This window comes from Streptomyces sp. DS1-CR2 (assembly GCF_055760475.1).
Map to the genome: position 1 here is coordinate 2378101 of NZ_CM147085.1, position 22513 is coordinate 2400613.

General features: G+C 71.7%; 21 protein-coding genes. 12 read left to right on the forward strand and 9 right to left on the reverse strand.

Going from position 1 to position 22513, the window contains the following annotated elements:
- The first annotated feature begins 53 nt into the window (after positions 1 to 53).
- The 5 genes from cobM to cobC are packed head-to-tail and all read left to right on the forward strand — an operon-like array spanning position 54 to position 5904.
- Complete coding sequence (gene cobM / locus ACY0PA_RS11760; RefSeq protein ID WP_473084573.1) at positions 54 to 881, forward strand: precorrin-4 C(11)-methyltransferase; 828 nt, start codon at positions 54 to 56, stop codon at positions 879 to 881.
- A complete protein-coding gene (cbiE, locus tag ACY0PA_RS11765) occupies positions 878 to 2176 on the forward strand; it encodes a precorrin-6y C5,15-methyltransferase (decarboxylating) subunit CbiE (protein ID WP_473084574.1) in 1299 nt (432 codons plus the stop codon). The genes cobM and cbiE overlap by 4 nt, the downstream gene beginning before the upstream one ends.
- Positions 2173 to 3933, forward strand: coding sequence for a precorrin-3B C(17)-methyltransferase (gene cobJ / locus ACY0PA_RS11770; protein ID WP_473084575.1), 1761 nt, complete (start codon positions 2173 to 2175; stop codon positions 3931 to 3933). The genes cbiE and cobJ overlap by 4 nt, the downstream gene beginning before the upstream one ends.
- Entirely contained in the window at positions 3930 to 4856 is a 927-nt protein-coding gene (locus ACY0PA_RS11775; RefSeq protein ID WP_473084576.1) for a sirohydrochlorin chelatase, read from the forward strand. Before cobJ ends, ACY0PA_RS11775 begins: the two co-directional genes overlap by 4 nt.
- Positions 4846 to 5904 (forward strand): Rv2231c family pyridoxal phosphate-dependent protein CobC, encoded by a 1059-nt coding sequence (gene cobC, locus ACY0PA_RS11780; RefSeq protein WP_473084577.1) that lies wholly within the window; start codon positions 4846 to 4848, stop codon positions 5902 to 5904. Before ACY0PA_RS11775 ends, cobC begins: the two co-directional genes overlap by 11 nt.
- A 76-nt stretch (positions 5905 to 5980) precedes the next feature.
- Here cobC and ACY0PA_RS11785 read toward each other — a convergent pair whose 3' ends face one another.
- Together ACY0PA_RS11785 and ACY0PA_RS11790 are read right to left on the reverse strand one after the other, a co-directional pair.
- The gene (locus tag ACY0PA_RS11785) at positions 5981 to 6913 is read right to left on the reverse strand and encodes an SCO1860 family LAETG-anchored protein (protein ID WP_473084578.1); all 933 of its coding nucleotides are present in this window, start codon (positions 6911 to 6913) and stop codon (positions 5981 to 5983) included.
- A gap of 334 nt (positions 6914 to 7247) precedes the next feature.
- Complete coding sequence (locus tag ACY0PA_RS11790; RefSeq protein WP_473084579.1) at positions 7248 to 8342, reverse strand: amidohydrolase family protein; 1095 nt, start codon at positions 8340 to 8342, stop codon at positions 7248 to 7250.
- A gap of 110 nt (positions 8343 to 8452) precedes the next feature.
- Here ACY0PA_RS11790 and ACY0PA_RS11795 point away from each other — a divergent pair, with 110 nt between their 5' ends.
- From ACY0PA_RS11795 to thpD, 5 genes are all read left to right on the forward strand, one after another.
- The gene (locus tag ACY0PA_RS11795; protein ID WP_473084580.1) at positions 8453 to 9571 is read left to right on the forward strand and encodes a pyridoxal-phosphate-dependent aminotransferase family protein; all 1119 of its coding nucleotides are present in this window, start codon (positions 8453 to 8455) and stop codon (positions 9569 to 9571) included.
- 385 nt (positions 9572 to 9956) lie between these two features.
- Positions 9957 to 10451, forward strand: coding sequence for a diaminobutyrate acetyltransferase (ectA, locus tag ACY0PA_RS11800; RefSeq protein WP_473086297.1), 495 nt, complete (start codon positions 9957 to 9959; stop codon positions 10449 to 10451).
- A gap of 107 nt (positions 10452 to 10558) precedes the next feature.
- Positions 10559 to 11830, forward strand: coding sequence for a diaminobutyrate--2-oxoglutarate transaminase (gene ectB / locus ACY0PA_RS11805; RefSeq protein ID WP_454402564.1), 1272 nt, complete (start codon positions 10559 to 10561; stop codon positions 11828 to 11830).
- Between the two features lie 60 nt (positions 11831 to 11890).
- Positions 11891 to 12289 carry an ectoine synthase gene (locus ACY0PA_RS11810; RefSeq protein WP_100592467.1) on the forward strand — a complete coding sequence of 133 codons (399 nt, stop codon included), beginning with the start codon at positions 11891 to 11893 and terminating at the stop codon, positions 12287 to 12289.
- Positions 12290 to 12294: 5 nt separating this feature from the next.
- A complete protein-coding gene (thpD, locus tag ACY0PA_RS11815) occupies positions 12295 to 13188 on the forward strand; it encodes an ectoine hydroxylase (protein WP_473084581.1) in 894 nt (297 codons plus the stop codon).
- On the opposite strand, the gene ACY0PA_RS11820 is transcribed toward thpD, so the two are convergent.
- The 5 genes from ACY0PA_RS11820 to ACY0PA_RS11840 all read right to left on the reverse strand — a co-directional run bounded on the left by ACY0PA_RS11820 (position 13172) and on the right by ACY0PA_RS11840 (position 17659).
- A complete protein-coding gene (locus ACY0PA_RS11820; RefSeq protein ID WP_473084582.1) occupies positions 13172 to 13381 on the reverse strand; it encodes a hypothetical protein in 210 nt (69 codons plus the stop codon). The genes thpD and ACY0PA_RS11820 overlap by 17 nt on opposite strands.
- 47 nt (positions 13382 to 13428) lie before the next feature.
- Positions 13429 to 14481 carry an aminotransferase class V-fold PLP-dependent enzyme gene (locus ACY0PA_RS11825; protein WP_473084583.1) on the reverse strand — a complete coding sequence of 351 codons (1053 nt, stop codon included), beginning with the start codon at positions 14479 to 14481 and terminating at the stop codon, positions 13429 to 13431.
- 115 nt (positions 14482 to 14596) lie between these two features.
- Entirely contained in the window at positions 14597 to 15313 is a 717-nt protein-coding gene (locus tag ACY0PA_RS11830) for a DsbA family oxidoreductase (protein ID WP_356274805.1), read from the reverse strand.
- 132 nt (positions 15314 to 15445) lie between these two features.
- The gene (locus ACY0PA_RS11835) at positions 15446 to 16054 is read right to left on the reverse strand and encodes a DUF1349 domain-containing protein (protein ID WP_473084584.1); all 609 of its coding nucleotides are present in this window, start codon (positions 16052 to 16054) and stop codon (positions 15446 to 15448) included.
- 72 nt (positions 16055 to 16126) lie between these two features.
- A complete protein-coding gene (locus ACY0PA_RS11840) occupies positions 16127 to 17659 on the reverse strand; it encodes an aldehyde dehydrogenase (NADP(+)) (protein ID WP_473084585.1) in 1533 nt (510 codons plus the stop codon).
- A 134-nt stretch (positions 17660 to 17793) separates the two neighbouring features.
- On the opposite strand from ACY0PA_RS11840, the gene ACY0PA_RS11845 reads away from it, so the two are divergent.
- Both ACY0PA_RS11845 and ACY0PA_RS11850 read left to right on the forward strand, forming a co-directional pair.
- Positions 17794 to 18567 carry an IclR family transcriptional regulator gene (locus ACY0PA_RS11845; protein WP_116502788.1) on the forward strand — a complete coding sequence of 258 codons (774 nt, stop codon included), beginning with the start codon at positions 17794 to 17796 and terminating at the stop codon, positions 18565 to 18567.
- Between the two features lie 153 nt (positions 18568 to 18720).
- Positions 18721 to 20184 carry a penicillin-binding transpeptidase domain-containing protein gene (locus ACY0PA_RS11850; RefSeq protein ID WP_473084586.1) on the forward strand — a complete coding sequence of 488 codons (1464 nt, stop codon included), beginning with the start codon at positions 18721 to 18723 and terminating at the stop codon, positions 20182 to 20184.
- On the opposite strand, the gene ACY0PA_RS11855 is transcribed toward ACY0PA_RS11850, so the two are convergent.
- Complete coding sequence (locus ACY0PA_RS11855; RefSeq protein ID WP_473084587.1) at positions 20174 to 20929, reverse strand: hypothetical protein; 756 nt, start codon at positions 20927 to 20929, stop codon at positions 20174 to 20176. The genes ACY0PA_RS11850 and ACY0PA_RS11855 overlap by 11 nt on opposite strands.
- A 32-nt stretch (positions 20930 to 20961) precedes the next feature.
- Positions 20962 to 22416 (reverse strand): NCS2 family permease, encoded by a 1455-nt coding sequence (locus ACY0PA_RS11860; protein ID WP_473084588.1) that lies wholly within the window; start codon positions 22414 to 22416, stop codon positions 20962 to 20964.
- Positions 22417 to 22513: the final 97 nt, after the last annotated feature.

The following is a 22513-nucleotide window of genomic DNA, read 5'->3' on the forward strand; positions in this document are numbered from 1 at the left end:
ACGACCGCGTGATCCGCACGCGTAAGCCGTCCATCCCCGAGAGGACCCCAGTCATGCCCGAAGCAACCACCGGCAAGGTGACCTTCGTCGGTGCCGGGCCCGGCGCCGCCGATCTGCTCACGTTCCGCGCCGCGCGCGCCATCGCGGACGCCGATGTCGTCATCTGGGCGGCCAGCCTGGTGCAGGAGGAGGTCCTCGACCACGCGCGCGAGGGCGCGGAGATCCTGGACTCGGCGACGATGTCGCTGGAGGACGTCGTCGCCGTGTACGAGCGGGCGCACCGCGACGGGCTGCGGGTCGCGCGCATCCATTCCGGGGACCCGGCGCTGTGGGGCGGCACGCAGGAGCAGGTCGACCGGTGCGCACGGCTCGGTATCGCGACGGAGGTGATCCCGGGTGTCTCGTCGTTCTCGGCGGTGGCCGCGATCGCGCAGCGCGAGCTGACGATCCCCGAGGTCGCGCAGTCCGTGATCCTGACGCGGCTCGGCGGCGGCAAGACGCCGATGCCTCCGGGCGAGGAGGTGCGGGAGTTCGCGCGGCACGGCACGACGATGGCGCTGTTCCTGTCGGCGGCGCGCAGCGGGCAGTTGGTGCGTGAGCTTCTGGAGGGCGGCTACCCGACGTCGACGCCGGTCGTCGTCGCGTACCAGGCGACCTGGCCGGAGGAGCTGATCGTGAAGTGCACGATCGGCACGCTGGAGGAGACCGTGAAGCAGCACAAGCTGTGGAAGCACACGCTGTTCCTGGTCGGACCGGCCCTGGACGCGGAGGGCACGCGTTCGCACCTCTACCACCCGGGCCACTTCCACGGTTTCCGCAAGGCCGACCCCGAGGCGCGGGCGGCGCTGCGGGCCGGGAAATCCGCACAGGTCCAGTCGTGATCACGGTCTTCGGTACGGGGACGGGGGCGCCGCTGTCCCCGGATCCGGCCCTGTCGTCCGCCGCTCTTGTCGTCGGCGGGCGGCGTCATCTCGACGCGGCCGGGTCGCTGCTGGCTCCCGGCGCGGAGCGGGTCGTGCTCGGGCCGCTGGCTCCGGCGCTGGACGCGGTCGAGCGATACATCGAGAACGAGAAGGGGCAGGGCGTCGCGGTGCTGGCGTCCGGCGACCCGGGGTTCTTCGGCGTCGTGCGGGCGCTGGCCGAGCGGTTCGGGCCCGCGGCGCTCGACGTGCGGCCGGGGGTGTCCTCGGTGGCGACGGCGTTCGCGCGCGTCGGCCTTCCGTGGGACGACGCGGCGGTGGTCAGCGCGCACGGCCGTGACCTGCGGACCGCGGTCAACGTGTGCCGCGCGCACCCCAAGACGGCCGTCCTGACGGGGCCTGGCGCGGGCCCCGCCGAGCTGGGCGCCGAACTCGCGCACCACGGCGCCGACCGCGTGCTCGTCGTCGCGTCCCGCCTCGGCGACCCCGAGCACGAGAGCCTTGACCGCGTCACGCCGTCGGAGGCCGCCGCCCGTGACTGGGGCGACGCGGTGAGCGTGGTGCTGTGCCTGGACGAGAAGCGGGTGCTCGCACCGGTGCGCACTCTCGCGGGTCCCGGCCGCCCCCCGTCCCGATGGGCCCTGGACGAGGGCGAGTTCGAGCACCGCGACTCGATGATCACCAAGTTCGAGGTGCGGGCGCTCGCGCTCGCGCGGCTCGGGCCGCGCCCGGGGGACCTGGTGTGGGACGTCGGGGCCGGTTCCGGCTCGGTCGCCGTGGAGTGTGCGCGGTTCGGTGCCGCGGCCGTGGCCGTCGAGAAGACCGCGGACGGCGTGGCCCGGATCCGGGACAACGCCGTCGCCCACGGTGTCGACGTACGCGTCGTGCACGGCGCGGCGCCCACCGTCCTGTCCGATCTCGCCGACCCCGACGCCGTGTTCATCGGCGGGGGCGGGCGTGAGCTGACCGCGATCGTGACGGCGTGCGCGCGGCGCACGCGACGGTCCGTGGTGGTCGCCGTGGCGGCGGTGGACCGGGTGGGCGCGGTGCGGGACGCACTGGGCGCTGCCGGGTTCGTCAGCGACGGGGTGCTGCTCCAGTCGTCCCGGCTCGCGCCGCTGCCGGGCGACGTCTCGCGGCTCGCCGCGGCCAATCCGGTGTTCCTGGTGTGGGGCGTACGGCCCGATACGGAGAGCGCCACCTCCGCGACTTCCGCGACTTCCGTGACTTCCGTGAACGAAGGAGTAGTTGAGTGATCGGCCTGATTTCCGCCACGGCGGCCGGGGCGGTGTCCCGCGACCGGCTCGCGTCGGCGTGGCCGTCGCGTACGCGCGTGTACGAGGGTTCTGTGGGGGACGCCGTGCGGCGCGCGTTCACGGAGTGCGAGCAGGTGGTGTGCTTCCTGGCGACGGGGGCCGTGGTCCGGCTCGTCGCGCCGCTGCTGCGGGACAAGCACGTGGACCCGGGCGTGGTGTGCGTCGACGAGGCCGGGCGGTTCGCGGTGTCGCTGCTCGGCGGGCACGAGGGCGGGGCGAACACGCTCGCGCGCGAGGTGGCCGCCGTCCTGGAGGCCGAGCCGGTGGTGACCACGGCGACGGACGCGGTGGACGTGCCGGGGCTCGACACGCTCGGCCTGCCCGTCGAGGGGGATGTCGCCGCAGTCACCCGGGCGGTCCTCGACGGTGAACCGGTAGCCCTGCACGCCGAGTTGGCCCACCCGCTGCCCGCGCTGCCGGGAAATGTCGCGCCGGACCAGGTGGCCGCGTACACGATCCGCGTCACCGACCGCGCCGTGGAGCCCGCCGACCGCGAGGTCGTCCTGCGGCCCCCGTCGCTCGTCGTGGGCGTCGGCGCGAGCAAGGGCGCGCCGGCCGACGAGGTGCTCGGGCTCGTGCGCGACACGCTGCGGGACGCGGGGCTCTCGCCGCTGTCCGTGGCGCGGCTCGCGACCGTCGACGCCAAGGCCGGTGAGCCGGGCATCGTAGAGGCCGCCGAGCAGTTGGGTGTGCCCGTCGTGACCTACGGCGCCGAGACCCTAGCCTCAGTCGCCGTGCCGAACCCGTCGAACGCGCCGCTCGACGCCGTCGGCACGCCCTCCGTGGCGGAGGCCGCCGCGCTGGTCGCCGGCGGTGAACTCCTCGTGCCGAAGCGGAAGTCGGTGCGCGCCGACGGGAAGCCCGCGATGGCGACGTGCGCCGTCGTGCGCACCGCGCCGCGCGGCCGGCTCGCCGTCGTCGGGCTCGGTCCCGGCGCCCGTGATCTCGTGACGCCGCGCGCCCGCGACGAGCTGCGCGCCGCATCCGTACTCGTCGGCCTCGACCAGTACGTCGACCAGATCAGGGACCTCCTGCGGCCCGGCACCCGGATCCTGGAGTCCGGGCTCGGCGCCGAGGAGGAGCGGGCCCGCACGGCGGTCGCCGAGGCCCGCAAGGGGCAGGCCGTCGCGCTGATCGGCAGCGGGGACGCGGGCGTGTACGCGATGGCGTCGCCCGCGCTCGCCGAGGCGTCCGACGACATCGACGTGGTGGGCGTACCGGGTGTGACGGCCGCACTCGCGGCGGCCGCGATCCTGGGCGCGCCGCTCGGCCACGACCATGTCTCGATCAGCCTGTCCGACCTGCACACACCGTGGGAGGTCATCGAGCGCCGGGTGCGGGCCGCCGCCGAGGCGGACATCGTGGTCACGTTCTACAACCCGCGCAGCCGGGGCCGCGACTGGCAGCTGCCGAAGGCCCTCGGCATCCTCGCCGGGCACCGCGAGCCGGGCACGCCCGTGGGCGTGGTGCGCAACGCGTCCCGCGCCGACGAGTCGAGCCGGCTGACCACGCTCGGCGAACTCGACCCGGCCTGGGTCGACATGATGACCGTCGTCACCGTCGGCAACACGGCCACGCGGCGGATCGCGGGCCGCATGGTCACCCCGCGCGGCTACCGCTGGCAACAGCCGGCCGCCGCCGCTCCCGACAACACCGCCAGCACCACCACCGGCACCACCCAGAAGGAGTCCTCGTGACCACCCCTCCCGCTCTGCTCATCGCCGGACACGGCACCCGCGACGAGGCCGGTGCCGAAGCCTTCCGCGACTTCGTCAGGGAGCTCGGCCGCCGCCGTCCCGACCTGCCCGTGGCGGGCGGCTTCATCGAGCTGTCGCCGCCGCCGCTGACGGAGGCGGTGAGCGAGCTCGTGGAGCGCGGGGTGCGCCGGTTCGCGGCGGTGCCGCTGATGCTGGTGTCGGCGGGGCACGCCAAGGGCGACATCCCGGCGGCGCTCGCCCGCGAGAAGGAGCGGCACCCGGGGATCTCTTACACGTACGGGCGTCCGCTGGGTCCGCACCCGTCGCTGCTCCAGGTGCTCGAGCGGCGTCTCGACGAGGCGCTGGGCGGCGGGGCGCGCACGCCTCAGGACCGGGCCGATGTGACGGTCCTGCTGGTGGGCCGCGGTTCGACGGACCCGGACGCCAACGCCGAGGTGCACAAGGCGGCGCGGCTTTTGTGGGAGGGCCGCGGTTACGCGGGCGTGGAGACGGCGTTCGTGTCGCTGGCCGCGCCGGACGTGCCGTCGGGCCTCGACCGGTGCGTGAAGCTCGGCGCGCGGCGCGTCGTCGTCCTGCCGTACTTCCTGTTCACGGGGATCCTGCCGGACCGGGTGCGGCAGCAGACGGAGGGCTGGGCATCGGCCCACCCGGACGTCGAGGTGCTCTCCGCCGACGTGATCGGCCCGGAGCCGGAGCTGATCGACCTGGTCATGGAGCGGTACGAGGAGGCCGTCCGCGGCGATCTGCGGATGAACTGCGACACCTGCGTGTACCGGATCGCGCTGCCGGGCTTCGAGGACAAGGTGGGGCTCCCGCAGCAGCCGCACTTCCACCCGGACGACGACGGCGACCACCACGGCCACGCGCACGGTCACGGCCACTCGCACTCGCATGCGCACTGACGACGGTCACGATCTGCGCCACCACGGCGACGCGGAGGTCCGCGGCACGGGCGCGGACCTCACGGATCTCGCGGTGAACGTCCGCTCGGGCACTCCCCCGGTGTGGCTGCGCGAGCACATCGCGGACTCGCTCGGCGGGCTCGCCGCGTATCCGGACGGGCGGGCGGCCCGCGAGGCGGTGGCCGGCCGGCACGGGCTTCCCGTGGAGCGGGTACTGCTCACGGCGGGGGCGGCGGAGGCGTTCGTGCTGCTCGCCCGCGCGCTGAAGGTCCGTCACCCGGTGGTCGTGCACCCGCAGTTCACTGAGCCGGAGGCGGCGCTTCGGGACGCGGGTCATGCCGTGGACCGGGTGCTGCTGCACGAGGAGGACGGCTTCCGGCTCGATCCGGAGGCTGTGCCCGAGGACGCGGACCTGGTGGTGATCGGCAATCCGACGAACCCGACGTCGGTCCTGCATCCGGCCGCGCTCATCACTGAACTGGCCCGTCCCGGGCGGGTGCTGGTGGTGGACGAGGCATTCATGGACGCGGTCCCCGGCGAGCGCGAGGCCCTCGCGGGCCGGGGCGACGTGCCGGGGCTCGTGGTGCTGCGCAGCCTGACGAAGACATGGGGGCTGGCGGGGCTACGGATCGGCTACGTGCTGGCGGAGCCGGACACGATCGCGGAGCTGGAGCGGGCGCAGCCGCTGTGGCCGGTGTCCACGCCGGCGCTGGCCGCGGCCGAGGCGTGTGTGTCGCCGCGCGCCCTCGCGGAGGCGGCGCACGCGGCGCACCGGATCGCGGCCGACCGGGCCCATCTGGTCGCGGGGCTCGCGGAGTTCGCGGCAGAAGGCGTGTCGGTGGCGGGCCCTGCGGAGGGTCCGTTCGTACTCGTACGGGTCCCCGGTGCGGCGGCGCTGCGCGCGCGGCTGCGGGAGCGGGGTTTCGCGGTGCGCAGAGGCGACACGTTCCCGGGCCTCGGCACCGAGTGGCTGCGTCTCGCGGTGCGGGACAGGGCGACGACGGGCCGGTTCCTCCAGGCGCTCGACCAGGCGCTGGCGAGCGCCTGAGGGGGACATGCGGAGGGGCGGGAGTCCCCGACTCCCTCCCCTCCGCTCCCCTCCGGTCCCCCCTCGGGCCCTCGGGTCAGGAGCGCCCGCGCCGCGCGACGGCGACGGCCCCGCCACCGGCGACCAGCAGCACGACGGCGCCGCCCGCGATGTACGGCGTCATCGAGTTCCCCCCGGTCTCCGCCAGGTCGGCCTGGGCGGCGGGCTTGCCGATCGGCTTGGCGGCGCCGCCCTGGGGCTTCACGTCGTCGGCCGGCTTGGCCGGGGGCTTCTGCGAGGGCGCCGCCGCGGGCGTCTCGCAGGTCGCGCCGGCGAGGGTCACCGTGCCCTCCACCTCCGCCACGTTCAGCTTGAGCGGGTTGACGGACACCTTCAGTTCGAGCGCCGAGGCGGCAGCCGTACGGGATGTGGTGTGCGTCTTCGAGAGGTCGAGCCGGACCTCGCCCACGCCCGGGACCTTCACCTCCGTGGTGCCGCCCGCCGACAGGGTCACCTTCTTGCCGAGGACCGTGACCGCGCCCAGGACGTTCGACTCGGCGACGGGCCGCTCACCCGTCTCGCAGACCGCCTTCGACGTGACCTGGCCGACCTCGATGAGCGAGAGCAGCGGCAGGCCCGGGATGTGGACCTCGGCGTGGGCGAGGTTGCTGTATCCCTGAGCCTTGTGGTCGTCGACGGTGGCCTTCGCGGTCGCCACGTCCGCCCGCAGGACGCTGAACGGCTGCCCGCCGTCGACGCCGTCCAGCTTCACGGTGAGGGCGGTCTTCTCGGCACTGGCGGGGGCCTGCACCTCGTTGAGCGTGGCCGTGAGCGGGACGTTCACGGTCTTGTTGAGCAGGGAGACGTCCAGGCCGGTACGGAGGACGACGGCGCTCGACGTGCCGCCGTGGCCGCCCGTCGCGTGCGCGGTGCCCGCGGTGGCGAGGAGCGCCGGGGCGACGGCCAGGGCCGTGGCGGCGGCCGACGCGGCGAGGCGGCGCGCGGGCGCGCGAAAGGTGGTGCTGGGCATGCTGATGGGACCCCCACGAGAGAAATGGAGCCGTCGGCCCCGCCCCGCCATGGGGGACATCGCTGGGGCGCGCCGTCGGCCTCGACGGAGGGAATCTTTACGCACGGAGAGTGAACGGGCAGCAGCCTGACGTGAGTTCACTCCAAAGTGGGGTTTCCGAGCTGGTCTTCGAATCTTTGGGCTCGGTTGTTCCCTGTTGCCCCACTGTTGTCACCCGGTCGACCGGCGCTTGCCGAACGCGCCGGTCGGCCGCGCGGGCGCGCACGAGTGATGTGCAACGAACGGGCGGGCGTCGGCGTCACGTTCCGTCAACCCGCGTCCGCCGGCGGCCGGTTCAGCCCACGATGCGGCCGCGCAGCACCACGCGCCGGGGCGAGGCCAGGACCCGTACGTCGGCGCGGGGGTCCGATGCGTAGACCACGAGGTCGGCCGAGGCGCCCTCCTCGAGGCCGGGGCGGCCGAGCCAGGCGCGGGCGCCCCACGCCGTCGCGGAGAGCGCGTCCACGGCCGGGAGTCCGGCCTTGAGCAGTTCGGCGACCTCCCCGGCCACCAGGCCGTGCGCGAGCGAACCGCCGGCGTCGGTGCCGACGTAGACCGGCACCCCGGCGTCGTACGCCGCGCGCACCGTGTCGTAGCGGCGCTCGTACAGGCGGTTCAGATGGGACGACCAGCGGGGGAACCTGGTCTCGCCGGCCGCGGCGATCTGCGGGAACGTGGCGATGTTGACGAGGGTCGGGACGATCGCGACGCCGCGCTCGGCGAACAGCGGGATCGTGTCCTCGGTGAGGCCCGTCGCGTGCTCGATGCAGTCGATGCCCGCCTCGACGAGGTCGCGCAGCGAGTCCTCGGCGAAGCAGTGGGCGGTGACGCGTGCCCCGAGCCGGTGCGCCTCAGCAATGGCGGCCTCGACCTCCTCGCGGGGCCAGCACGCGGTCAGGTCGCCCGCGTCCCGGTCGATCCAGTCGCCGACCAGCTTCACCCAGCCGTCGCCGCGCTTCGCCTCCCGCGCCACGTAGGCCACCAGCTCGGGCGGCTCGATCTCGTGCGCGTAGTTGCGGATGTAGCGGCGGGTGCGGGCGATGTGCCGCCCGGCCCTGACGATCCTGGGCAGGTCCTCGCGGTCGTCGATCCAGCGGGTGTCGGAGGGGGAGCCCGCGTCGCGGATCAGAAGCGTGCCGGCCTCGCGGTCGGTGAGGGCCTGCTTCTCGGCGACGTCGGCGGGCACCGGGCCGTGCGCGTCAAGGCCGACATGGCAGTGCGCGTCGACGAGGCCGGGCATGGCCCACCCGTCGACGGTGGTGATGTCGAGGCCGGGCCCGGCAGGCCGGTCGTACGTCACCCGCCCGCCCACGACCCACAGCTCGTCCCTGACGTCGTCGGGCCCGACGAGGACCCGCCCCTTCACGTGCAGCACCGCGCGCTCACTCATGTCAGAAGCCTATGAGGCCGGTGGGTACGCTCGGAACGGCAGCCCGCCGTACGAACTCGTGAACGAAGATCGCGGGCGACGTGAGCGAAGAGAGCGAAGAGAGCACGATCGTGACCCACCCTTTTCTTGACCTGGCCCCCCTGAGCGCCGAGCACTTCGCCTCCATCGAGCGGCGCGTGGCCGGGCTGCTCGACACCTCGCAGGACGTCGTGATCATGCAGGGCGAGGCGCTGCTGCCCCTCGAAGGCGCGATCCGCGGCACCGCGCGCCCCGGCACCGTGGCCCTGAACATCATCACGGGCCCCTACGGCCAGACCTTCGGCGACTGGCTGCGGGACAGCGGCGCGACGGTGTACGACCTGGCGGTCCCGTTCCACACCGCCGTGACGGCCGAGCAGGTGCGTGACGCGCTCGCCGAGCACCCCGAGACCGACTTCGTCTCGCTCGTGCACGCGGAGGCCGCGACCGGCAACACGAACCCGGTCGCCGAGATCGGCGAGGTGGTGCGGGAGCACGGCGCGCTGTTCTACCTGGACGCGGTGGCGTCGATCGCCGCCGAGCCGGTCCTGCCCGACGCGTGGGGCGTGGACCTGTGCGTGATCGGCGCGCAGAAGGCCATGGGCGGCCCGGCGGGCGTCTCCGCGGTGTCCGTCAGCGCGCGGGCGTGGGAGCGGATGGAGTCCAGCCCGCAGGCGCCGCGCCACTCGTACCTGTCGCTGCTCGACTGGAAGCACCGCTGGATCGACGGCGGGCGCAAAGCGCTGCTGCACGCTCCGGCACAGCTGGAGATGCTCGCCCTTGAGGCGTGTGTCGAGCGCATCGAGGCGGAGGGCCTCGACGCTTTGACGGCCCGTCACGCCGGCGCCGCCGCGGCCACGCGGGCGGGCGCGCTCGCGCTGGGCGGCGGCATCGAGCCGTACGTGTACGAGGCCCGCGACGCGGCGCCGGTCGCGACGACGCTGCGTGCCCCGGCGGGGATCGACGCCTCGGAGCTGGTCGCGCGGGCGCTGGCGGTGGACCCGGTGCTGCCGCTGGCGGCCGGCGGCGGGGCGCTCGCCAAGGAGATGATCCGCGTCAACCACTACGGCCCGCAGGCCACCCGGGGCGTCGTGCAGTCCTCGCTCGCGGCGCTCGGCGGCGCGCTCGCCGAGCTGGACGGGTCGAGCGCGCCGGTGGACCTGGAGGGCGCGCGCAGGGCCGTCGCGGCGGCCTGGGTGCAGCCCCTGTAGTCCCACGACTTCACAAAGCGAGGCGCCACCCCTTCAATGGGGTGGCGCCTTCTTTTGATTTCCGAGTCAATTCTCTCGCATTTATCAGCGCAGCTTCCCATATTCTTCTGCCCGCTTTTCGGGGACGTAAACACTAAGATTTCAACAACGAGAATCGGCGTAATTCGGACGCGTCTCGCCCGGGTTACGCAGCTGTGACGTACTCCACATAGTACGTGATTCGCGTACTTCGTCCGGGGCAAATGGGCACATACCATCGAGATCTCGCGTGCGCGCACCCACCCGCGCGATAACACAGGAGGCGCATTTACGTAACCCTCTCCCGCGATGCAATCCCCGAACTTGCTCGGTAAATTGAATTCACATGACCGCGCAATTCCTGGAAATGCCCGAGAGCTTGCGGATCGACCGGCCCGACGTGGCCGACGGAGCCGCAATCTGGCGCATCGCCCGCGACTCGAAGGTGCTCGACCTCAACTCCTCGTACAGCTATCTGCTGTGGTGCCGGGACTTCGCCGCCACGTCCGTCGTGGCGCGGGACTCCGCCGGCTCCGTCGCCGGGTTCATCACCGGGTACATCCGGCCGGAGAACCCGCGCATCCTCGTGGTGTGGCAGGTGGCCGTCGACCATGCGCACCGGGGGCGCGGTCTGGCCGGGGCACTGCTCGACGGGCTCTGGGCGAAGGTCGCCGCCGACCGCGCGACAACCGTGCTCGAGACGACGATCTCGCCCGACAACACCGCTTCGCAGCGCCTGTTCGCCTCGTTCGCGCGCCGCAACGGCGCGCAGGTCGCGCAGACGGTGCTGTTCGACGCGGGCCTCTTCCCGGACGACGGGCACGAGCCCGAAGTGCTCCACCGCATCGGGCCGATCGTCTGACCCACGACCGGCCCCTCATCACTTCTCGTCACCGCATGACCGCATGACCGCATGACTGCTCGACCTCTTCCAAGCCACCCCCACCCCCATCTCCCAGGAGATTCGCTGTGACCATCACCCAGCCGGACCTGAGCGTCTTCGAGACCCTTGAGTCGGAGGTGCGCAGCTACTGCCGCGGTTGGCCCACCGTCTTCGACCGGGCGCAGGGCAGCCGCATGTTCGACGAGGACGGCCACGACTACCTCGACTTCTTCGCGGGCGCGGGATCGCTCAACTACGGGCACAACAACCCGGTCCTCAAACGCGCCCTGATCGACTACCTGGAGCGCGACGGCGTCACGCACGGGCTCGACATGTCGACGACGGCGAAGCGCGCCTTCCTGGAGTCGTTCCAGAACATCATCCTGCGCCCGCGCGACCTGCCGTACAAGGTCATGTTCCCGGGCCCGACGGGCACCAACGCCGTCGAGTCGGCCCTGAAGCTGGCCCGCAAGGTCAAGGGCCGCGAGTCGATCGTGTCGTTCACGAACGCCTTCCACGGCATGTCGCTCGGCTCCCTCGCGGTGACCGGCAACGCCTTCAAGCGCGCGGGCGCCGGCATCCCGCTGGTGCACGGCACCCCGATGCCGTTCGACAACTACCTCGACGGGCAGACCCCGGACTTCATCTGGTTCGAGCGCCTCCTGGAGGACTCCGGCTCGGGCCTGAACACGCCCGCCGCCGTGATCGTCGAGACGGTGCAGGGCGAGGGCGGCATCAACGTCGCCCGCGCGGAGTGGCTGCGCAAGCTGGCCGATGTCTGCGAGCGCTGGGACATGCTCCTGATCGTCGACGACATCCAGATGGGCTGCGGCCGCACCGGTGCGTTCTTCTCCTTCGAGGAGGCGGGCATCACACCGGACATCGTGACTGTTTCGAAGTCCATCAGCGGGTACGGGCTCCCCATGTCCCTGTGCCTGTTCAAGCCGGAGCTCGACATCTGGGAGCCGGGCGAGCACAACGGCACGTTCCGCGGCAACAACCCCGCGTTCGTGACGGCCGCCGCCGCCCTTGAGGCGTACTGGACCGACGGCCCCGCCATGGAGAAGCAGACGCTCGCCCGCGGCCAGCAGATCGAGGAGGCCCTCGGCGCTCTCCGCGACGAGTTCCCGGGCGACACCGTCGAGTACCGCGGACGCGGCCTGGTGTGGGGCCTGGAATTCCGCGACAAGGACCGGGCGGACAAGGTCGCCAAGCGCGCCTTCGAGCTCGGTCTGCTCATCGAGACCTCCGGCCCCGAGAGCGAGGTCGTCAAGCTGCTTCCGGCGCTGACGATCACGCCCGAGGAGCTGGAAGAGGGACTGCGCACGCTCACCCGGGCCGTGCGCGAGACCGCCTGACTTCCGCTCAAGCGGGCAGGCGCCCCCTCACCACGTAGAAGAGAAAGGCAGCAACTCACCGTGATCGTCCGTTCGTTCAAGGAGATCGAGAACACCGACCGGCATGTGAAGTCGGCGACCGGCACCTGGGAGAGCAAGCGCATCGTCCTTGCCAAGGAGAAGGTCGGCTTCTCACTGCACGAGACGATCCTCTACGCGGGCACGGAGACCGACATGTGGTACGCCAACCACATCGAGGCCGTGCTGTGCGTCGAGGGCGAGGCCGAGCTCACCAACAAGGAGACCGGCGAGAAGCACTGGATCGAGCCGGGCACGATGTACCTCCTGAACGGCCATGAGCGCCACACCCTGCGCCCCAAGACCGACTTCCGCTGCGTGTGCGTGTTCAACCCTCCCGTGACCGGACGGGAGGACCATGACGAGAACGGCGTCTACCCGCTGCTGACCGAGGAGGCCTGACCCTTATGAGCACGGAGACACGTACCGACCTCTACCCGACCCGCGGCGTCTCCGAGGTGGCGACGCCCCGCGTCGACCCCGTCGTCTGGTCTCCGCCGGGCGCGAGCGGTCCGATCCGCCAGTCGGACCTGCAGTCGTTCGAACGGGACGGCTTCCTGTCGATCCCCGAGCTGATCGGGCCGGACGAGATCGGCGTCTACCAGGCGGAGTTGAACCGGCTGGTCACGGATCCGGCGGTCAAGGCCGACGAGCGTTCCATCGTCGAGCCCACGTCGCAGGATGTGCGGTCCGTCTTCGAGGTGCACCGGATCAGCGAGGTGTTCGCGAACCTGGTGCGCGACGAGCGGGTGGTCGGCCGGGCGCGGCAGATCCTCGGCTCCGACGTGTACGTCCACCAGTCGCGGATCAACGTGAAGCCCGGCTTCGGGGCGAGTGGCTTCTACTGGCACTCGGACTTCGAGACCTGGCACGCGGAGGACGGCCTGCCGAACATGCGGACCGTGTCCGTCTCGATCGCGCTGACCGAGAACTACGACACCAACGGCGGCTTGATGATCATGCCGGGGTCGCACAGGACGTTCCTGGGCTGCGCGGGCGAGACGCCGAGGGACAACTACAAGAAGTCCCTCCAGATGCAGGACGCGGGCACGCCCTCGGACGAGGCGCTGACCAAGTTCGCGGACCGGCACGGCATCCGCCTGTTCACGGGCAGCGCGGGCTCGGCGACGTGGTTCGACTGCAACGCCATGCACGGCTCCGGGGACAACATCACCCCGTATCCGCGCTCGAACGTCTTCATCGTGTTCAACAGCGTGGAGAACACGGCGGTGGAGCCGTTCGCGGCTCCGGTGCGACGGCCCGAGTTCATCGGCGCGCGGGACTTCACGCCGGTGAAGTGACCTTCGTGCGGGACTGAGTTGGGGCGACGCCGGGCAAGGTGTCGCCCCAACTGGCCTTCGGGAGCATCGTCCGCCAGTCGTGCAGGCAGTTCCACGTGGTGCGGGCCGCGTGCGCCTGATCGTCCATGAGCCGGATCTGTGCAGGCGTCAGCGCCAGTCGGGCGCGGTGCCCGGCCTGTCGCTTCTCTCGCACACGTTCCGTAGCCGACACGTCAGTCCAGAAGGGGCAGTCCGAAAGCGTCAGCCGGACAGCGCGTCCAGCAGCCGGTCGACGTCGGACTCCGTGTTGTACAGGTGGAAGGCCGCCCGCAGGTTGCCCGCGCGGTGGGAGACCTCGATGCCGGCCCGGCTCAGCTCCGGCTGACGTGCGCCGAGACCCGGGACCGAGACCATGGGCGAGCCCGGCGCGGGCACGGGCTCGTGGCCGAGTGTGGCGAGGCCCGCGCGGAAGCGCTCCGCGAGGGCGAGGTCATGGGCGCGGATGGCGTCGACGCCGAGTTCCTCGATGAGCGCCAGGGAGTGCCGCGCGCCCGCGTACGAGAAGAGGCTGGGGCTCTCGTCGAACCGCCGCGCGGAGTGGGCGAGCTCCTCGACGGGTCCGTAGCAGCTGTCCCACGGGCGCTCGCCCGCGACCCAGCCCGCGAAGACCGCGCTGAGGGATCCCATGTCCTGCGGGACGACGAGGAAGCTCACGCCGCGCGGGCACAGGAGCCACTTGAAGCCGACGGTGGACGTGTAGTCCTGCGCGTCCGCGTCGACGGGCAGCCAGCCCGCGGCCTGGGAGCAGTCGATGTAGGTGCGGGCGCCGTGAGCGCGGGCCGCCTCGCGGATCGCGGGCAGGTCGGCGACGCGTCCGTCGGCGGACTGGGCCGCGCTGACGGCGACCAGCGCGGTGCCGGGCCGAACGGCGTCGGCGATCCCCTCCAGGGGCGCGGTGCGGACCTTGAGATCGCCGCGTACGTAGAAGGGGTTCACGGTCGAGCTGAAGTCGTCCTGCGCGGTGAGGACCTCGGCGCCCGCCGGGAGCGAGGCGGCGATGACTCCGGTGTAGACGGCCACCGAGGCGCCGGCCGCCACCCGGTCGGCCGGAACCCCGGCAAGCCGGGCGAAGGCGGCGCGGGCGGCCTCCACGTCCGCGAACATGTCGGCGGGGCGGCCGGCCGCGACGGAGGCGACCGCGTCCTTCATGGCCGCCACCGTGCGGGACGGGAGCAGCCCGGTGCTCGCGGTGTTCAGATAGCTGGTGACGGGTGCGAACTCGGCGCGCACGAGCGCGTGATCGAGAGTCTCCATGAGTCCACTGTGCCGCCTGGCCAACTATCGGTCCATTGCGCGTTGTTGAGCAGTACCCCTAAGCGTCTCTTATAAGTGCTGCTCCCGGGGCTGCGTACCGCTCCCGCGGCCCGTGTCAGTTCTGCGGGACCGCGCATCCGTCCGGGCCACAGGCCTCGGCGTCGCCGCTGTCGATGACCTGGAGCGGCGAGCGGCTGCCCCACGCCTGCTCCAGAGCCTGGGCGAAGACCTCGGCAGGCTGGGCGCCGGAGACGCCGTACTTGCGGTCGAGGACGAAGAAGGGCACGCCGTTCGCGCCGAGCTCGGCGGCCTCGCGCTCGTCGGCGCGCACGTCGTCGGCGTACCGGGCGGGGTCGGCGAGGACGGCGCGGGCCTCGTCGGCGTCGAGTCCTGCCTCGGCGGCAAGGCCGATGAGGTACTCGTCGGCGTCGGCGAAGACGGACCGCTCGTCGGCGAAGTTCGCGCGGTACAGGAGGCCGATCAGCTCGTCCTGGCGGCCCTGCTCCTTCGCGAAGTGGAGGAGGCGGTGCATGTCGAAGGTGTTGCCGTGGTCGCGGCCCTCGGTGAGGTAGGCGAGGCCCTCGGAGGCGGCGTTCTCGCCGAGGTTGCGCTCGGCGGCCTGCGCCTGGTCCTCGGTCATGCCGTACTTCTGCGCGAGCATCGGGATCACGAGACCGCTGTCGCCCTTGGCGCGCGTCGGGTCGAGCTCGAAGGAGCGGTGGACCACCTCCACGCCGTCACGGTGCGGGAAGGCTGCCAGGGCCTTCTCGAAGCGGGCCTTGCCGACGTAGCACCAGGGGCAGGCTATGTCGGACCAGATCTCGACGCGCATGGGGGTCACTCCAGATTCGTACGGCACAGGGTGTGCCCTGCGACCCCCTTCAACGCCCGGCCCCGGCGGCTCATTCCCCGGACCGGGCGGTGAGGTGCCCGGGCGGTGAGGTGCCCCTGGGTTCCCGAGGTGTCAGGAACCGTCCCTCAGGCCCTGTGGCCAGCTCGGGCGGAACTCGATGGCCTCGTACGTGACGACGCAGCCGTCACCGACCGGGGCCTGTGCCATGAAGCCGACCAGGGCCGCGCCCGCGGACTCCTCGTCGCCCAGCGAGAAGATCCGGACGAAGGTCCACTTCTCGCCGTCCGGCGAGGCGTGGAAGGCGAACGCCGAACCGGTGCGGCTGATGCGCAGCCACACCGTGCTGCCGCCCACGACGAACGCGTTGGCGTCGTCGGAGCGGCCGCGCGTGACGACGGTGCAGACGGTCGGCTCGTCGGGCGAGCGCTCCAGGCAGAGCTTGGCCCACTCGCGCTCGCCGACGTGCAGATAGAGCACACCCGCGTCGAAGGCGGCGGTGAAGCCGACCGTGACCCGGGCGAGCAGCTGGAAGTCGCCCTTCGGTGCCCCGAGCAGGCGGGGCGCGTCGGACGCCGGGTCCAGGGCCGTGCCGGTGGGCGGCACGAAGCGGTCCTGGCGGGGTCCGGCCCAGCCGGTGAGCACCCCGTCCTCGTACGACCAGTGCCCGTCGGGGCCGTAGGTGCGCAGCGGGAACGGGAGTTCGGGGAGTTCGATGTCCATCGGGTCAGTTTTCCAGGCGAGGGTCCGGCTTCCCGGCGAGAGACGGGCTTCCCGGTGAGGGGGCGGGCGGGTTCAGAGTTCCTGGCGGCCTTCGTAGCGGCGCGGCAGGCCCAGCGGGTTGTCGTCGCGCAGCTCCGGCGGCAGGAGTGCCTCGGGGGTGTTCTGGTACGCGACCGGGCGCAGCCAGCGCTCGACGGCGGTGCCGCCCACGGACGTCGAGGTGGACGTCGTGGCCGGGTAGGGGCCGCCGTGGTGCTGGGCGGGGGCGACGGCGACGCCGGTGGGCCAGCCGTTGACCAGGACGCGGCCCGCGAGCGGGGTGAGCTCGGCGAGGATCTCGGCGCCGCGCCCCTGGCCCGCGGCCTCGCCCTCGGACACGTGGACGGTGGCCGTGAGGTTGCCGGGCAGCCGCGAGAGCACGGAGGTGACCTCGGCGTCGTCCTCGTAGCGGGCGACGACCGTCACCGGACCGAAGCACTCCTCCAGGAGGAGGTCGTGGTCGCCGCCATCGGTGGCCAGGCGCTGGGCCGGGACCGTGAGGAAGCCGGGGCTGACGGTGTGCTCGCTGCCCGCGCCCGGGGTCACGGGGGCGTCCACGTCGGGCAGCTCCGCGCGCTCGGCGACGCCCGCGACGAAGTTGTCGCGCATGCGGTGGTCGAGGAGCACGCCCGCGTCGGTGTCGCTGACGGCGTCGGTGAGGGACTTGACGAGGCGGTCGCCGTCGGCACCGCTGGGCGCGAAGACGAGGCCGGGCTTCACGCAGAACTGGCCGACGCCGAGCGTCATGGAGCCCGCGAGCCCGGCGCCGATCTGCTCGGCACGCTCGGCCGCGGCCTGGGCCGTGATGACCACGGGGTTGAGGGAGCCGAGTTCGCCGTGGAAGGGGATCGGCACGGGGCGGGCGGCCGCCGAGTCGAACAGGGCGCGCCCGCCCCGTACGGAACCGGTGAATCCGGCGGCCGAGACCAGCGGGTGCTTCACGAGCTCGACGCCCGCCTCGAAGCCGTGGACCAGACCGAGCACGCCCTCCGGAATACCGTGCTGGGCGGCGGCCCTGCGCAGCACCGAGGCGACCAGTTCGGAGGTGGCCGGGTGGTCGGGGTGGGCCTTGACGACGACGGGGCAGCCCGCGGCGAGCGCGCTCGCGGTGTCCCCGCCGGGCACGGAGAAGGCGAACGGGAAGTTCGACGCCGAGTAGACGGCGACGACGCCCAGCGGCACCTTGTAGCGGCGAAGGTCCGGGATCGGCGGGGTCGCCGAGTCGTCGGGGTGGTCGATGACGATGCCCAGGAAGGCGCCCTCGTCGACGATGTCCGCGAAAGCGCGCAACTGGTAGCTGGTGCGGGCGAGTTCACCGGTGAGGCGGACGGGACCGAGCGCGGTCTCCGCGTCCGCGGCCTCCACCAGGTGGTCCTTGGAAGCGTCGAGGAGCTCGGCGGCGCTGCGCAGGAAGGCGGCGCGCACGGTGCGGTCCGCGAGGGCGCCCGTGGCGGCCTGCGCGGCGCGGACCGCCTGGTCCACCTCCTCGGCTGTGGCTTCCACCGCGACCTGCTCCCGATGCTTCCCGGTTCGGGGGTCGACACTCCAGACTGGTGCTGCTGCCACCGCGGGTTCCTCCAGATTTGTGCCGCTCACCTGACGACGAACAGCAGCTGTTCGATATGCTGAACGCTGTCCCTGATGATGAATGCGCTTCGGACTCAGGACACTAATTCTGGTCGAACGAAGGGGTCAAGGGAATGTCGGCAGGTGAGACGGGCGGCGGGGCTCAGGTCAAGTCCGCGGTACGGACCGTGGAATTGCTCGAATACTTCGCGGGCCGGCCCGGAATGCACTCCCTGGCGGCCGTCCAGGAAGCGGTCGGTTACCCCAAATCCAGCCTGTACATGCTCCTTCGCACGCTCGTCGAGCTCGGCTGGGTGGAGACGGACGCGACGGGCACGCGGTACGGCATCGGCGTACGCGCCCTGCTCGTCGGCACGTCGTACATCGACGGCGACGAGGTGGTGGCCGCGGCCCGCCCCACCCTCGACCGGCTCTCCGACGACACCACGGAGACGATCCACTTGGCGCGCCTCGACGGCACGAACGTCGTCTATCTCGCCACGCGCCAGTCGCAGCACTACCTGCGGCCCTTCACCCGCGTCGGCCGCCGGCTGCCCGCGCACTCCACGTCCCTCGGCAAGGCGCTGCTCGCGACCCATACCGACGAGCAGGTCCGCAAGATGCTCCCCGAGACGCTCCCGGCGCTCACCGAGCACACCATCACCGACCGCGAGAAGCTCATCGAGGAGCTGCACGCGGTGCGCGAGCAGGGCATCGCGGTGGACCGCGAGGAGAACACGCTGGGGCTTCGCTGCTTCGGCGTCGCGATCCCGTACCGCACACCGGCGCGCGACGCGATCAGCTGCTCGGTGCCGGTGGCGCGCCTGACCCCCGCGCACGAGCAGATGGTGAAGGACGCGCTGTTCGACGCCCGCGACCGGCTGACACTGGCGACGCGCCGTCTCTGACGCGCGGACTTTTCCAGGGGCGGCCCGTCTCCCCCGCGCGGGGCGGAGGCGGATCGCCTGCCGGCCGGTGACACGGATCTCATGATGAGGATTCACTGAGAAACCGGGCCGGACCGGAACGATTCGCTCTCCGTCGCTCGTCTTCTGTGCGGGATGAACAAGACGATCAGACGCGCCTCGGTCTTCTGTCTGCTCCTCGTGCTCGCTCTGCTGGTGAGGGCGACGTGGGTGCAGTTCTACGACGGCCGGGCCCTCGCGGACAACAAGGACAACCGGCGGAACGTGATGGAGCAGTACGCGTATCCCCTGGGCGACATCATCGTGGGCGGCGAGGCGGTCACCGGTTCGAAGAGAACGGGCGGCGGCAGCGACCTCGCGTACAAGCGCACGTACAAGGACGGCGATCTCTATGCGGGTGTGACGGGTTTCAGCTCGCAGGTGTACGGCCAGACGCAGCTCGAGGGCATCTACCAGGACATCCTCGACGGCACGGACACCCGGCTCAAGAACCCCGTCGACGCGGTCACCGGCAAGCACACCGAGCCGGGTGACGTGGTCACGACCATCGACCCGTCCGTGCAGAAGGCCGCGTACGGCGCGCTCGGCGACAAGAAGGGCGCGGCCGTCGCGATCGATCCGAAGACCGGGAAGGTGCTCGGTCTCGTCTCGACGCCGTCGTTCGACCCGTCGAAGATCAGCGGCTCGGACTCGGCCACGGACGGCAAGGCGTGGACGGCTCTGTCGAAGGACAAGGACCAGCCGACGCTGAACCGCGCGATCAAGCAGGCGCTGCCGCCCGGGTCCACGTTCAAGCTGGTCGTGGCGGCGGCCGCGCTGGAGGACGGGCTCTACTCGTCGGTGGACGCGAAGACCGACAGCCCGAACCCGTTCCGGCTGCCGGGCACCACCACGGACCTCAAGAACGAGAGCGCGTCCGCGCCCTGCGAGGACGCCTCGATCCGTACGGCGCTGCGCTACTCCTGTAACAACGTCTTCGGGAAGATCGCCGTCGACCTGGGCCAGGACAAGGTCAGGGCGATGGCCGAGAAGTTCGGCTTCAACGACGCCGAACAGGACATGCCGGTCAGGGCCTCGCAGAGCGTGTACCCGAAGGACATGGACAAGGCGCAGACAGGTCTGTCGGGCATCGGCCAGTTCGATGTGACGGCTACTCCGCTCCAGATGGCGATGGTCTCGGCAACGATCGCCAACGGCGGCCGGCAGGCCTCGCCGCACATGGTCTCGCAGGTCACGGACGCCGACGGCAACGCGATCAAGAGCTTCGCCGACGGCGACGACACGCGCGTGCTCAGCGGTTCCACGGCCTCGCAGCTCCAGTCGGCGATGGAGACGGTCGTGGAGCAGGGCACCGGTACGAACGCGCAGATCGCGGGCGCGACGGTGGGCGGCAAGACGGGTACGGCCCAGCACGGCGAGAACAACAGCAAGACGCCGTACGCCTGGTTCACGTCGTACGGGAAGGACGACTCCACCGGCAAGGAGGTCGCTGTGGCGGTCGTCGTGGAGCAGTCGGACGCGGCCCGCTCGGAGGTGAGCGGCAACGGTCTTGCGGCGCCGATCGCGAAGGCGATGATGTCGGCGGCGCTCAAGGGGTAGGCGGGCTCGGTGGTGGGCCGGAACCGGCGTTCCGGCCCCGCGCACGAAGGCCCCGGCGGCGCCGGCCGCGTACCGCCCAGGCTGTCACCAGCACTCCCACCAGCAGGCCCACCGCGAGACCGACGCCGAAGCCCGTGCCGGTGCTCGCCGCCACCACGGCAACGGCGACGAGGGCCAGGACGCCGCCCATGAGTACGTAACCGCGCCGGCGCCCAGGGAACGTGGGGCGCCGCGGGACCGGCGGCGGTTCGGGTGGCGCGGGCGCCGGGCCGGCGCCGACCGCCTTCTCACGCTTGAACCACGCGTACACGACCCAGCTGCCGCACGGCTCCCAGCCGTCGGGCGCGAGCCGTTCGTCGAGGCGTTCGCCGCCCTCGGTGATCAGCTCGCGCCGGTACTCCCAGCGCCGCGGCCGCTCCGGGTCGCGGTGGCTGACGAAGCGGCCGAGCGGGTCGACCCGCTCGACCTCCCAGCCCTCGTCACCGAAGCGGTTCAGAAGGTGCTCGTCGGCATACGTGTCGGCGAGCCAGCGCCAGGTCTCCAGGTGCTCGTCGGCTGCGGACGTCCCGGACGGGGCGAGGCGCCGGGCGAACGCGTCGACCGGACCGAACGCGTCCTGCGGGTCCGCTCCCCCGGCCTGCGCCAGATACGCCGCGAGATCGGCGACCGTGACGGCGACACGGTCCGGCGGAAGCCCGTGCGCCTCGCGCAGCAGCTCCGCGAGGCGGTCGAGATAGCCGGTCACGACACACGAGCCTAAATCACGGCTCTGCGCCTTCACTTCACGCCGAGCAGCTGCTCCACGGGGTCGATCGCGAAGTACACGAGGAAGAGCGCGGCCGCGCCCCACAGCAGCCAGTGCACCTCACGCGCCTTGCCGAGGGACGCCTTGATGACGACGTACGAGACGAAGCCCGCGCCGATGCCATTGGTGATGGAGTACGTGAACGGCATGACGGCGATGGTCAGGAACGCCGGGATGGCGATCTCGAACCGCTCCCAGTCGATGTGCTTGACCTGCGTCATCATCAGGAAGCCGACCGCGATCAAGGCAGGCGCCGCGGCCTGCATCGGCACGATCGTCAGGACCGGGGTGAGGAACAGGGCCAGCGCGAACAGGCCGCCGGTGACCAGGTTCGCGAAGCCGGTCCGCGCGCCCTCTCCGACACCCGCGGCCGACTCGACGTACGTGGTCGCCGAGGAGGCGGAGGCAGCGCCGCCCGCGACGGCGGCCACGCTGTCGATGAACAGCACCCGGCCGACGTTCGGCACCTGGCCGCGTTCGTCGAGCAGCCCGGCCTCGGCCGTGATGCCGACGACGGTGCCCATGGTGTCGAAGAAGTCCGAAAGGATCAGGGTGAAGACGAACAGCACCACCGTGAGCGCGCCCACCTGGCCGAAGGCACCGAACAGATCGAAGTGACCGAGGAGGCCGAAATCCGGCGAGGCGACGAGCTTGTCCGGCACCTGGGGCACGGTGAGACCCCAGGACTTGACGTCGGCGAGCTCGTTGACCGCGATGGCGACCAGCGTCATCGCCACGATGCTGATGAGGATGGCGCCCTTCACCTTGCGGGCCAGCAGCACGATCGTCAGGAGCACCCCGGCGCAGAACACCAGCATGGGCCAGCCGGTCAGGGTGCCGGTGCCGAGCTGCACCGGAACGGTGGTGTTCGCGACATCGGGAATGCGGGTGACGAACCCGGAGTCGACGAAACCGATGAAGGCGATGAACAGGCCGATACCTACGCTGATGGCCTGCTTGAGCGGCTGCGGAATGGCATGCATGACCGCCTCGCGCAGGCCCGTCAGGACCAGGACGCAGATCAGCAGGCCCTCGAGCACGATGAGCCCCATCGCGTCGTCCCAGGCCATCTGCGGCGCGAGCTGGAAGGCGACGACGGCGTTGAGCCCGAGGCCCGCCGCGAGGGCGAGCGGCAGATTGCCGCCGACGCCCATGATCACGGTCATCACCGCGGCCACGAGGGCCGTGGCGGTGACGAGTTGGACCGGATCGAGCTGGTCACCGAACTTGTCCTTGGTGCTGCCGAGGATGATCGGATTGAGGACGAGGATGTACGCCATCGTGAAGAACGTGGCGAATCCGCCGCGTATCTCCCTGCCGTACGTCGAACCGCGCTCCGATATACGGAAATAGCGGTCGACGACACTGCCCGATCCCGCGGGGGGCGCGGTGGTGGAGTTCACCGGGCCGGTCGCGTTGGTCTGCATGACTTCTCCAGGCTCTACAGCGATCTGAGGATCCAGGGATCCCGGCGTGCCGTACCGCACGCCAGGGACAACTCTCTCGTGGGATTCACCTGTCACC

Bases quoted from the DNA above. Each gene is read 5' to 3' on its own strand.
- cobM (WP_473084573.1), top strand. From the start codon at position 54: ATGCCCGAAGCAACCACCGGCAAGGTGACCTTCGTCGGTGCCGGGCCC.
- cobC (WP_473084577.1), top strand. From the start codon at position 4,846: ATGCGCACTGACGACGGTCACGATCTGCGCCACCACGGCGACGCGGAG.
- ACY0PA_RS11785 (WP_473084578.1), bottom strand. From the start codon at position 6,913: ATGCCCAGCACCACCTTTCGCGCGCCCGCGCGCCGCCTCGCCGCGTCG.
- ACY0PA_RS11790 (WP_473084579.1), bottom strand. From the start codon at position 8,342: ATGAGTGAGCGCGCGGTGCTGCACGTGAAGGGGCGGGTCCTCGTCGGG.
- ectA (WP_473086297.1), top strand. From the start codon at position 9,957: ATGCCCGAGAGCTTGCGGATCGACCGGCCCGACGTGGCCGACGGAGCC.
- thpD (WP_473084581.1), top strand. From the start codon at position 12,295: ATGAGCACGGAGACACGTACCGACCTCTACCCGACCCGCGGCGTCTCC.
- ACY0PA_RS11825 (WP_473084583.1), bottom strand. From the start codon at position 14,481: ATGGAGACTCTCGATCACGCGCTCGTGCGCGCCGAGTTCGCACCCGTC.
- ACY0PA_RS11830 (WP_356274805.1), bottom strand. From the start codon at position 15,313: ATGCGCGTCGAGATCTGGTCCGACATAGCCTGCCCCTGGTGCTACGTC.
- ACY0PA_RS11835 (WP_473084584.1), bottom strand. From the start codon at position 16,054: ATGGACATCGAACTCCCCGAACTCCCGTTCCCGCTGCGCACCTACGGC.
- ACY0PA_RS11845 (WP_116502788.1), top strand. From the start codon at position 17,794: ATGTCGGCAGGTGAGACGGGCGGCGGGGCTCAGGTCAAGTCCGCGGTA.
- ACY0PA_RS11850 (WP_473084586.1), top strand. From the start codon at position 18,721: ATGAACAAGACGATCAGACGCGCCTCGGTCTTCTGTCTGCTCCTCGTG.
- ACY0PA_RS11860 (WP_473084588.1), bottom strand. From the start codon at position 22,416: ATGCAGACCAACGCGACCGGCCCGGTGAACTCCACCACCGCGCCCCCC.